The 11,556-nt window shown below is 73.7% G+C and carries 7 protein-coding genes and 1 pseudogene; 4 read left to right on the top strand and 4 right to left on the bottom strand.

Annotated features, from left to right (window positions below; genetic code table 11):
• Window positions 1-6: 6 nt before the first annotated feature.
• The gene (locus ACYVMZ_RS10315; RefSeq protein WP_461077905.1) at window positions 7-834 is read right to left on the bottom strand and encodes a putative hydro-lyase; all 828 of its coding nucleotides are present in this window, start codon (window positions 832-834) and stop codon (window positions 7-9) included.
• Window positions 831-2,132 (bottom strand): MFS transporter, encoded by a 1,302-nt coding sequence (locus ACYVMZ_RS10310; protein ID WP_461077903.1) that lies wholly within the window; start codon window positions 2,130-2,132, stop codon window positions 831-833. Before ACYVMZ_RS10310 ends, ACYVMZ_RS10315 begins: the two co-directional genes overlap by 4 nt.
• A 173-nt stretch (window positions 2,133-2,305) precedes the next feature.
• Between ACYVMZ_RS10310 and ACYVMZ_RS10305 the strand changes: the two genes are divergently transcribed.
• From ACYVMZ_RS10305 to ACYVMZ_RS10290, 4 genes are all read left to right on the top strand, one after another.
• On the top strand, window positions 2,306-3,010 hold the full coding sequence (locus ACYVMZ_RS10305) for a GntR family transcriptional regulator (RefSeq protein WP_461077901.1): 705 nt from the start codon (window positions 2,306-2,308) through the stop codon (window positions 3,008-3,010).
• Window positions 3,011-3,101: 91 nt separating this feature from the next.
• Complete coding sequence (locus tag ACYVMZ_RS10300) at window positions 3,102-4,628, top strand: hypothetical protein (protein ID WP_461077899.1); 1,527 nt, start codon at window positions 3,102-3,104, stop codon at window positions 4,626-4,628.
• A gap of 31 nt (window positions 4,629-4,659) precedes the next feature.
• The gene (locus ACYVMZ_RS10295; protein ID WP_461077897.1) at window positions 4,660-5,541 is read left to right on the top strand and encodes a hypothetical protein; all 882 of its coding nucleotides are present in this window, start codon (window positions 4,660-4,662) and stop codon (window positions 5,539-5,541) included.
• A 52-nt stretch (window positions 5,542-5,593) separates the two neighbouring features.
• Window positions 5,594-10,231 carry a hypothetical protein gene (locus ACYVMZ_RS10290; protein WP_461077895.1) on the top strand — a complete coding sequence of 1,546 codons (4,638 nt, stop codon included), beginning with the start codon at window positions 5,594-5,596 and terminating at the stop codon, window positions 10,229-10,231.
• Here ACYVMZ_RS10290 and ACYVMZ_RS10285 read toward each other — a convergent pair.
• Window positions 10,232-10,372: pseudogene (locus ACYVMZ_RS10285) on the bottom strand (GMC oxidoreductase); the annotation flags it as partial.
• Window positions 10,373-10,557: 185 nt separating this feature from the next.
• Window positions 10,558-11,121 carry a hypothetical protein gene (locus ACYVMZ_RS10280; RefSeq protein WP_461078518.1) on the bottom strand — a complete coding sequence of 188 codons (564 nt, stop codon included), beginning with the start codon at window positions 11,119-11,121 and terminating at the stop codon, window positions 10,558-10,560.
• Between the last annotated feature and the right edge of the window lie 435 nt (window positions 11,122-11,556).

The following is an 11,556-nucleotide window of genomic DNA, read 5'->3' as shown; positions in this document are numbered from 1 at the left end:
TCCTTCTCAGGCCACGCGGTACTGCTCGTCGCGGGCGTCGGTGAGGAACATCTGGCCCGGGGCGTGGGTGAGGGCGAACGGCGGACGCGAGGCCATCACCGCGGCCTGCGGGGTCACTCCGCAGGCCCAGAACACCGGGATGTCATCGGGTTCGGGGTCCACGGGATCGCCGAAGTCGGGGCGGCCGAGGTCGGCGATGCCGAGCCCCGCCGGATCGCCGCAGTGCACGGGGCTGCCGTGCACCGCGGGCAGCAGACTGCTCTCCCGGATCGCCGCCGCCAGATGCCGCGGCGGAACCGGCCGCATGGACACCACCAGCGGCCCGTGCAGCCGCCCCGCCGGGCGGCACTGCCGACTCGTCACGTACATGGGAACGTTCCGGCCCTGCTCGACGTGCCGCATCGGCACGCCCGCCTCGGCCAGCGTCCACTCGAAGGTGAAGCTGCAGCCGATCAGGAACGACACCAGGTCGTCCCGCCAGTACGCGCGCACGTCCGTCGGCTCGTCCACCAGCTCGCCGTCCTGCCACACCCGGTAGCGGGGCAGATCGGTGCGCAGGTCGGCGCCGTCCGCGAGGACGGTCGTCCATGATCCGGCGTCGGTGACGTCGAGGACGGGGCAGGGCTTGGGGTTGCGCTGGCAGAACAGCAGCACGTCGTACGCCCAGTCGGCGGGCACCGAGATCAGGTTGACCTGGGTGTGTCCCGCCGCGACCCCGGCGGTGGGGCCCGTCAGACCCGCCCGGAAGCGGGCCCGCGCGGTTTTCGGGCTCCACGCGTGCGCGCGCTCGTCGACGAGGGTCACAGGACGGTGCTCGGTTGGGGTGCGGTTCACGTGAGCTCCTTCCCGCGCGTCTCCGGCAGCCCCAGCAGGGCCAGCGCCGCCAGTCCGTAGCCGATCGCGCCGAAGACCAGCGCGCCGCCCACGCCCCAGCTGTCGGCCAGGAAGCCGACCGTCGTGGGGAAGACGGCGCCCACCGCGCGCCCGGTGTTGTACGTGAAGCCCTGGCCCGTTCCGCGCACCGCCGTCGGGTACAGCTCGCTCAGGTAGGAGCCGAAGCCGCTGAAGATCGCCGACATGCAGAACCCGAGCGGGAAACCGAGCACCAGGAGCAGGCCGTTGGCGCCGCTCGGGATGTTCGCGTACGCCAGGATGCAGATCGCCGACAGCAGGGCGAACAGCCAGATGTTGCGGCGGCGGCCCAGCCGGTCGGTGAGGTACCCGCCGGTCAGGTAGCCGATGAAGGCGCCCGAGATCAGGAACGTCAGATAGCCGCCGGTGCCGACGACCGACAGGTCCCGCTCGGTCTTCAGGTAGGTCGGCACCCAGGTGGCGAGCGTGTAGTAGCCGCCCTGGACGCCGGTGGAGAGCAGCACGGCGAAGACGGTGGTGCGCAACAGGCCGGGCTTGAAGATCGCCGTGAAGGAGCCCTTGTCGGCGCTCCGCTCGCGCGCGGCGACCGCCTGCGGTGCGTCGTGCACACTGCGCCGCACCCAGACCACCAGCAGCGCGGGCAGCGCGCCGGTCCAGAACATGATGCGCCAGGCCAGGTCGTCGTCGACCAGCGAGAAGACCAGGGTGTACACGATCGCGGCCAGCGCCCACCCCACGGCCCACGAGCTCTGGATCGCGCCCAGGGTGCGGCCCCGGTGCTTGGCGCTCGCGTACTCGGCGACCAGGATCGCGCCGACCGCCCACTCACCGCCGAAACCGAGGCCCTGCAGGGCGCGGAAGACCAGCAGCGTCTCGTAGTTGGGCGCGAAACCGCAGGCGACGGTGAACACCGCGTACGTGATCACCGTGAGCAGCAGCGCCTTGACCCGGCCGATCCGGTCCGCCAGCACGCCCGCGAGGGCGCCGCCGACCGCGGAGACCACCAGGGTGACGGTCGTGAAGAGGCCCGTCTGGCCGCTGTCGAGGCCGAAGTACGCAGCCAGCGCGACCATGCTCAGCGGCAGCGTGAAGTAGTCGTACGAGTCCAGGGCATAGCCGCCGAACGCGCCGCCGAAGGCGCGGCGGCCGCGCGGTCCGAGGGCCCGCAGCCAGCCCAACGCCCCGTCGTCGGTGGTGCGTTCAGCCGCCGCGGGGCGTGGGTCGTCGGTGCGGGCCTGCGGTGGAGGGGTCGTGCTCATGGGCACCTCGCAGAAGGAGGACGGAGGGTGCTTGGGACTGAGCCGTGCGGTGCGGAGTCGGACCGGCGCCGCGGTGAGGGAGGCGGCGCCGTGCGTAGCACCGTAGAGGATTGTTCAACGATCCCTCAATACCCATGTTGTTTCGTTCTTGTGATCTGCGATTGAATTCCGGCATGGCAGAGCAGCTGAAGGACCTCGCCGACGACCGGGCCCTCCTCGGGCGCACCAGCACCGCCGAGCGGGTCGCGGACATCCTCCGGAGCCGCATCGCCGAGGGGTACTTCCCGCCCGGGACACGGCTGTCGGAGGACAGCATCGGCGGCGCGCTCGGCGTCTCCCGCAACACGCTGCGCGAGGCCTTCCGGCTGCTCACGCACGAACGCCTGCTCGTCCACGAGCTGAACCGGGGCGTCTTCGTCCGGGTCCTGACCGTCGAGGACGTCGAGGACATCTACCGCACCCGCCGCCTCGTCGAGTGCGCCGTCGTCCGCGGGCTCGGCGAGCCGCCGTACGACGTCGACGCGCTCGCGCGGGCCGTCGCGGAGGGGCGCCGGGCGGCCCGCGAAGGTGACTGGAAAGCGGTGGGTACGGCCAATATCCACTTCCACCGGGAACTCGTCGCCCTCGCCGTCAGCGAGCGCACCGACGAGCTGATGCGCAGTGTCTTCGCCGAACTGCGCCTCGCCTTCCACGTCGTGGACGATCCGCGCAAGCTGCACGAACCGTACATCGAGCGAAATGTCGCCATTCTCGAGGCTCTTCAGGCCGGGGAGCGCGACAAGGCCGAGGGGCTCCTCGCCCGGTACCTCGACGTCTCGCTGGAGCGGATCGTGGAGGTGTACCGGCGGCGGGTGGCGGAGGAAGGCGCCGGGGACTGAGGACTGAGCCGGATCGGGGTGACAACCGTGCCGCCGGGGCGCCTCTGCGTCGTTTGGGCCGTTGTCAGACCGAGGACCTAGTCTGTGCACCGTGACTTCGCCAGCATCGACGGATCGTGTTCCGCCCCAGCTCAGCGCGGGGCCGCGCCCTGCCCCGGGGCCGGCCGCCGACGAAGGACTGGCGCGGCGGCTGCGCGCGCTCGCCTGCACCGCGCCGCTGCACGACCTCGACGCGCGCAAGGCCAACCTCGCGGGCGAGTACTCGGTGTACGGCATGGCGGAGGTGGCCCTCGCGGCCATCGACCTCGTCACGCTCAACATGGACTTCGACACCGGCGCGGACCACGACCAGATCGTCGCCCGACTCATCCCCCGCATCGCCGCCCAGGCCCCGCAGCGGCCCACCGCCGAGCACGAGAGGGTGGCCCGCTGGGTCCTGGAGAACCTGATCAACGTCGGCAGCGTCGACCGCGGCTTCCGCGCGGTGTACGGCACCTTCGGGCCCGACGGCACCTATGTGCGCCGCGACTACGACTTCAAGCTGATCGAGGAGGTCCCCGGCCCCGGCGGCACGGTCTATCTCCGTACGACGGACGAGGCGGTCAACGTCCTCGTCGGCGCCCTCGACACCGATGTCACCAGCGCGCAGATCGCCGCCGAGGTCAAGCTGGAGGTGCTGATCAGCCGCGGCCGCCTCGCCGACGCCCAACTCGCGGCGGAGCAGGCCCGGTACCGGACCGTGCAGTATTCGGAGACGCTGCGCAAGGCGCTCGACGCGACCCGGCGCAACGTGCGCGCGGTCGACTGGCTCAACGCCGTGCCCGACATGATCGCCGAAGCGCTCGACCACGTCGCCGACCGCTACCGCCACGAGAACGCGATCCTCACCAACATCCGCAAGGCGCGCGACGAGTCCGAGGACCCCGAGCACAAGCGCCGCGCGGCCGAGCTGGTCGACATCGTCAAGGACTGCATCCGCCGCCACACACAGCTGCAGTCCCGGCTGCTGGAGGCCGGGCCGCTCTTCCGCGCCGAGCAGGACCGGCAGGCCTTCGCCACGCCCGCGTCCGGGGCGGGGATAGACCTGTACGGGCAGCTCGTCGCGCCCGTCCTGCCGTTGCCGCTGGAGCAGGCGGTCCGGGTCACCGACGCCTTCTTCGCGCGCGGCACCGGGCTGCGCACACCGGTGTCCGTCCGGGTCGGCGACCTCGTCGACATACTGCTGACGCCGCCCGTGGTGCGGGAGCACCTGGGCGCCGAGATGCCCGAGCCCGACCTCATCGCCACTCCGGACGACAGCCGGTTCAGCGAGGAGCAGATGGCGGCGGCGATGGAGCTGCTGGACCTGCCGGCCGATGCGCCGCGCCGGCTCTCCGGGCTGTTGGCGGACGCACGCAAGCAGGATCCCGACCTGCCGTATCTGGTGGCCCTGTTGGCGATCCACGCGGCGAGTCCGCCGGTCGGCACCGCCTACCGCCAGGGCGAGCAGAAGCTGTTGTTCGCCGTGGACGACGGCACGGAGCTCGACGATCCGGAGTTCGGCGGTGCCGACCTCATCGTCGGCACGGCCCTGCTGGACGCGGCCGGGATGGCGGCGGACAGGACGGAAGCAGCGTGACTGAGCACCATCGCAGCAAGGAGCCCCAACCGTGACCGAGCACGTCGAGTGGAGTGAGCCGGAGGCCCCCGCCGCACCGGGGAGCGCCGCCGTCACCCCCGCCGACGCCGCCGACGCGGCGCGGCTCGTCGCCTTCGGCCTGCAGCCCAAGCTGCAGCCGGCGCGTGACCAGGAGTACGCCGACCTGCTGCGCCGCTACCGGGAGGACCCGCCGTTCGCGCGGCTCGCCGACGCCGTGGCGGCCGGTCTGGGCCTGATCGTTCTGGAGGTGTCCCCGCGCGCGGGGATGGCCGTGACCGCCGCCGAGGACTCCGTCTTCGCCGTCCGCATGGGCGACTACGCGCGTCGTACGTCCGCCGACTCCGGGGACCGGTTCCTGCACGGGCTCGCCCATCTCGCCGTCGCCGCCATGGCGTTCCCGCGCCCCGAGGACCTGGCCGACGACGGCTACATCGGGCGGGTCACGGTCAACGGCGTCGACGCCTTCGTCCGGCAGGCCTGCCGCCGCCTGGAGGAACGGGCCACCGAGCAGGGCGAGAACACCGACCCGGCCACCGACGCGCCCGGCCTGGAAGCCGCGTGGCGGATCTGGGCCAGACGCAGCGCTACCGGCGCCACCAAGGACGCGCGCCGCCTCGCGGGCTCGACCACCGGCATCGTCGCCAAGGCCGTCGCCTTCCTCACCGACTCCGGCTTCCTGCAGCGCACGGGCGACGACAACGGCGGCACGTACCGTACGACCGCCCGCTACCAGCTCCAGGTACGCGACATGGCCGGCAGCGCCGCCATGGCCGAGCTGCTGGAGCTGGGCGTCGTCCAGGTCACCGACGGCACACCGACCCTGCTGCCCGCCGAGGACACGGACGACCTGGAGCTGGTGGCCGACGCGGGGCTGCCGTTCCACTCCGCCTGAGCCTGCCGAGCCTGAACCTCCCTGCCCTGACGAAGACTTACGAGAGTCCGCCATGTACGAGCTGTCCCGGGTCCGCCTCTACTCCATCGGTCCCGCCGGTGCGCGCTACGCCGACACCGTGCTGGACCTGCGGGGCGTGGGCGACGTCGTGCCCGACCCCGCGCCCACACAGGCGGAATTCTTCGAGGAGGAGCCCGTCGGCCCGCCGCGCCGGCCCGCGCCCGCCGGTGTGCTCTTCCTGGAGAACGGCGGCGGCAAGTCGGTGCTGCTGAAGCTGATCTTCTCCGTGATGCTCCCGGGCCACCGCAACACCCTCGGCGGCGCCAGCTCCGGCGTGCTGCGCAAGTTCCTGCTCGCCGACGACTGCGGGCACGTGGCGCTGGAGTGGCAGCACGTGTTGACCGGCGAGTGCGTCGTCGTCGGCAAGGTCAGCGAGTGGCGCGGGCGGCAGGTCTCCAACGACCCGCGCAAGTTCGCCGAGGCCTGGTACTCCTTCCGGCCCGGCCCCGGCCTCAGCCTGGACAACCTGCCCGTCGCCGAGTCCACCGCCGTACGGCCGCCCGCCGAGGGCCAGTCGGGCGCGCGGGGCCGGCGCCGCACCATGAAGGGCTTCCGGGACGCCCTCATGGACGCCGGCAAGACGTACCCGCACTTGGAGGTGCACTGGGAGGAGATCCACGAGCGCTGGACCGAGCACCTCGGCGACCTCGGCCTCGACCCCGAACTGTTCCGCTACCAGCGGGAGATGAACGCCGACGAGGGCGAGGCCGCCGGCCTCTTCGCGGTCAAGAAGGACTCCGACTTCACCGACCTGCTGCTGCGCGCCGTCACCGACACCCGCGACACCGACGGGCTCGCCGACCTGGTCAGCGGTTTCGGCAACAAGCTGGGCCGGCGCGCCGAGCTGATCGCCGAACGGGACTTCACGGCGGGGTCGGTGGATCTGCTCGGCCGGATCGTTGAGGCGGCCGAGACACGTACACGCGCGCGTGACATCCACGCCGCGGCGGAGCGCCGTACCCGGACCCTGGCGCGCAGGCTCACCGCGCGCGGAGCCCAGGAACGCGTCCGCGCCGCCGACCTGGCGCAGCGGGTCACCGCCGCCGCGTACGCCGTCACGCAGGCCGAGGCGGCGCGCGAGCGCAGCGCGCTGATCTCCGCCGAACTCGCCTACCGGCACGCCTCCTTGGCGCTCGCCGCGGCCGAGAAGGCCGCCGCCGCGCAGAAGCGGGAGCTCGCCGACGCCCGCACGCTGCACTCCGCCTGGCAGGCCGCCGAGGCCGTGCTGCGCCACCGCGCCGCCGCCGACCGGGTCGCGCGCGTGTCCGCCGCGATCCAGGAGGCGGAGCGCGACGCCGCCCCCGCGCTGGCCGCCCGCGCCAAGGCCGCCGTCGACCTCGTACGCGCCCTGCACGCCGCCGCCGAGAACGCCGAGAACCTCGCCAACGAGGAGGAGGAGCGGTCCGCCGCCCTTCAGGACGTCAGCGACTCCGCCTACCGGGACTCCACCGCGGCCGCCACCGAGGCGCAGCGCGCCCGCAGCGAGATCGGGCACCTGCGGCAGCGCCTCGCCGAGGTCGAGCAGGAGACCGCCGAGGCGGTGCGCGCGGGCTGGCTCGACGACAGCGCGCCCGACGCCGACCCGGCCCGCGCGGCCCTCGCCGCCAGCGACGCCGAGAAGACGGCCGTCGCGGCCTGGGACACCGCCCGCGAGGCGGCACACCGGGCCACGGAGCACGCGCGCGAGGCGTCCGCCGCCGAGACCCGCGCGGAACTGACCGCAGCCCGCGCGGCCGACGCGGCCACGGCGGCGGAGCGGGCCTACCAGGCGGAGCGCCGCACGGCCGAAGCGCTCGCGGGGGAGGAGCGGCTGGCGGAGCTGCTCAGCCTGACCTCCGAGGTCCGTCCGAGGATTCCGCAGCCCCGGCAGGACGAGGGCACGCCCGACCGCCCGGACGCGGGCGATGGCCCTCTCACCCCCGAGGAGCTCGACCGCTTCGCCGACGACCTGCGCGACCTGCTCGACGACGCCATCTCCTCCGCCGAGCGGCAGTTGTTCGAGCTGCGGACGGCCGCTGCGGACGATGCCCGGATCCTCGGCGCCCTCGGTGACGGCGGGCTGCTGCCGCCCGGCCCGGACGTGCTGGCCGCAGTCGAGTACCTCGGCGAGCACGGCATCCCCGCGCTGCCCGGCTGGCGCTATCTCGCGCAGGCCGTCGACCCCGCCGACCACGCGCGCGTGCTGGCCGCCCGGCCCGAGCTCGTCGACGGTGTGATCATCACCGACCCCGCCTCGCACGCGCGTGCACGCGAGGCGCTCAGCGACGCCGCGCTGCTGCCCCGGTCCGCCGTCGCGGTCGGCACGGCCGCCGCCCTGCTCGCGCCGACCCCGGCCCCGGACTCGGACACCGGTGACGTCTTCCTCGTACCGCCGAACCCGGCCATGCACGACGAGCACGCCGCCGACGAGGAGCGGCAGGCGCTGCGGGCGCGGGCGACCGAGCGCGACGAGGAGATCCGTACGCTCGCCGCCCGGCTCGGCAAGGACCGGGAGCTGGCGGCGCGGCTCGCCTCCTGGCGCACCGGCTGCCCGGCCGGCCGGCTCGCCGAGCTGGCACAGGCGGCACAGGAAGCGCGGACCTTCGCCGAGGAGTCCGAGGCCGAGCTGGCCGAGGCCCGGACCGTGCGGGCGGAGGCCGACGAGGCCGCCGCCGAGGCCGTGCGGGTCCGCGACGAGCGGCAGGAGGCCGCGCAGAAGGCCCGGCGCTCCGCCGACGCCCTCGCCGGGCTCGCCTTCCGGCTGCGCGAGCGGGCCGGCTGGCAGGTCAAGCTGCGCGAACTGGCCGACGACGCGACCGAGGCGGAGGCCCGCGCCCAGGCCGCCGAGGAACGGGCCCGCGCCGCCGACGAGGACCGGCGTGCCGCCCAGCGCGCCGCCGACGACGCCCGCCGTACCGCGCGTGCGCTGCGCGCCGAGCGCTCCGAGATCGCCGGGGCCCCCGACGACGTACCGGAGGACGGGGCTCAGGCCCCGAAGGCGTCCCTGCCCGCCCTGCGCGAGGCCTACCGGGCAGCTTCCCAGGTGTACGAGAAGGTCGGTGTCGGCGCCGACCTGCGCGCCGAGCAGGCCCGCGCGGAGAGCGACGAGAGCGCGGCCCGGGCGGAACTGGACCGGCTCAGCAACAAGGTCCGTACCCGGGCCGAGCAACTGCTGGAGTCGCCCGACGGCTCCGACGGTCCCAGCCGCCAGGCGGCCGCCGCACGCGCGGAGGAGCTGGTGCAGCTCCTGGAGACCCGCATGTCCAGCGCCAGCGAGCAGCTCGGGCGGCTGCGCGGCGAGGCCGAGCGGCACGCGCCCCAGGACGGCGAGGCCCACACCGAGCTCCCGGAGGAGCTGGTGCCGCGCGACGCCGAGCACGCGCAGACGCTGCTGCGTACGGCCACGGCCGAACTCGCCTCCCGCACCGAGGCGTTGACGCAGGCCCGGGAAGCGCACGCCGAGCTGCTGGAAGCCCACCGCGCGGCCGAGGACGCGGCCGGCGGCTTCGACGAGATCGCAGCGATGCTCCGCGACCTGCTGCGCGAGCACGCCCCCGAGGAGGAACACGAGGAGCCCGAGCCGTACCCCGGCACCCTGGAGGAGGCCCGGCAGTCCGCCGCCGAGGCCCGCCGCTCCCTGCGCGGCTGCGCCGCCGACCTGTCCGCCGCCGAGGCCGCCGTACGGGAGGCCAGCGACGTCCTCGTGCGGCACGCCAACTCCACGCGCTACGAGCAGGTCCGCACCCCCGCGCGGCAGCAGATCCGCGAGCTGCCCGCCTCGGCGCTGCCCGAGCACGCCCAGAAGTGGGCGAACGCCTTCGCGCCCCGGCTCCGCGTCCTGACGGACGAGCTGGAGCAGCTGGAGCGCAACCGCGACTCGATCGTGGACCGGCTGCGGGGACTGGTCGAGTCGGCCCTCGCCACCCTCAGGTCCGCTCAGCGCCTCTCCCGTCTTCCGGAAGGGCTCGGCGAGTGGTCCGGGCAGGAGTTCCTGCGCATCCGCTTCGAGGAGCCCGACCAGGCCACGCTCACCGAGCGGCTCGGCGAGGTCATCGACGAGGCGACCCGCGCGGCCGTCAAGAAGAACTCCGACCTGCGGCGGGACGGCATGTCCCTGCTGCTGCGCGGGGTCGCCGCCGCGCTCCAGCCCAAGGGCGTCGCCGTCGAGATCCTCAAGCCGGACGCCGTGCTGCGCGCCGAGCGGGTCCCCGTCGGGCAGATGGGCGACGTGTTCTCCGGCGGCCAGCTGCTCACCGCCGCCATCGCCCTGTACTGCACGATGGCCGCGCTGCGCAGCAACGACCGGGGCAGGGACAAGCACCGGCACGCGGGCACGCTGTTCCTCGACAACCCGATCGGTCGCGCCAACGCCACGTATCTGCTGGAGCTCCAGCGGGCCGTCGCCGACGCGCTCGGCGTCCAGCTCCTGTACACCACCGGCCTGTTCGACACGACGGCGCTCGCCGAGTTCCCACTGGTCATCCGGCTGCGCAACGACGCCGACCTCCGGGCCGGCCTGAAGTACATCAGCGTGGAGGAACACCTTCGGCCGGGACTGCCTCAGCAGACCCCGGCCGGGGAGGGAGAGTCGGTGCACAGCGAGATCACGGCGACACGGATGTTCAAACGACCCGCTCCGGCAGCGGGTTGATCAGGCGTCCTCCTTCACCAGGTCCGCGCACTTCCCGCCGGTCATCATGGTCGCGATGCACGGGTTGACCGTGACGAGATCCGGCATCACCGACCCGTCGGCGACCCGCAGGCCCTCGATCCCCTCTCGCCGTGTACGAGCGGGACGGCCGCACGACCGCAGTACTCGCCGTGGACCGCCCACGCCCCTTCATGCGGGCGCGACACCACCTTGTACGCGGCGAGGGACCGGTGCAGCCGGCCGCGCTCTGAACAGCCTGCGTCCGTACCGCCGTCGCCCGCACAGCACCGGGGTCGCTCAAGCGGCCCCGGACGCCGGGCAGATCCTCAGGAGTGCGACAACTGCCCCGCTCCACCCCGCCGACGTATCCGTTCCTGCGCCCGCTCGGCGGTCCGCGCCCGCCTGCGGGCCCGGCGCCGCTCGCGCCGCAGGGCCCGCGCGGTGCTGCTCGGCGTCGACACCACGCCGTTGCGCTGCTTCCAGACCTGGCGCGTCACCCACACGTCGAGCGCGCCCCACGTGGCCACCACCGTGCTGACCACGCTGCTGATCACCATGGGGAACGCCAGCCAGGACCCGGCCAACGTGCACAGGAAGGCCACCATGGCCTGAAGCAGTGTCACGGCGATGATGAGCACCGCCCGCACGGCCGCCGTCCGCACCGGATCCGGCAACCGCGGCCGCCGTGCAGGCTCCTCGACCCACAACGGCCGGTAGTACGGCCGCTGGTGTGCCGCGCGGTTGTCACCGGCTCTCGTCGTGCTGCCGCGCGCCGCTGTCCCGGTCCCGGTCCCGGCCCCGGTCCCGGTCCCGGCCCCGGAGACGGTCGTCCCTTCGCCGACAGTCGGTTCGGCTCCGTAGGCTCTCGGTTCTTTCTCAGCCGCCGTCACGGTCTCGCGGGCCCTCGCCGCTTTCTCCGGGGCTGCGCCGGCTTCGTATGCCCTCGCCTCTGCGCCAACTGTCCCGAGCGCGTAGGCCTTGGCCTCCTCGTCGGTTACAGCAGCTGCCTCGTGGGCCGTCGCCTCTGTGCCGAGCGTCGCCCCGCTGCCCGTGGCCGCCGCCGCAGCAGCGTCGCGTCCCTCCGCCGCCCCATGCCCGGCTGCCGGAATGTCGCGATCCGGCGCCTCGGGGTCTCGTTGAGCCGTCACCGGCACTCCTGCGCCGTCTCCGGGCGCCCTGCGCCGTTCCGCCGTGCCCATCACCGTGTCACTCCCCACCGCCAGCAGACCGTTCGCCCATGTTCGAAGACCTGGCTCCCCAGTGGCTGCCCGGCTTGCGCTGCTTTACGCCGCCCAGGTGCGGGATACGGCTCCTGTGGCCGATTC

This window comes from Streptomyces deserti, assembly GCF_054782695.1.
This window is presented reverse-complemented; position numbering and strand designations above follow the sequence as displayed.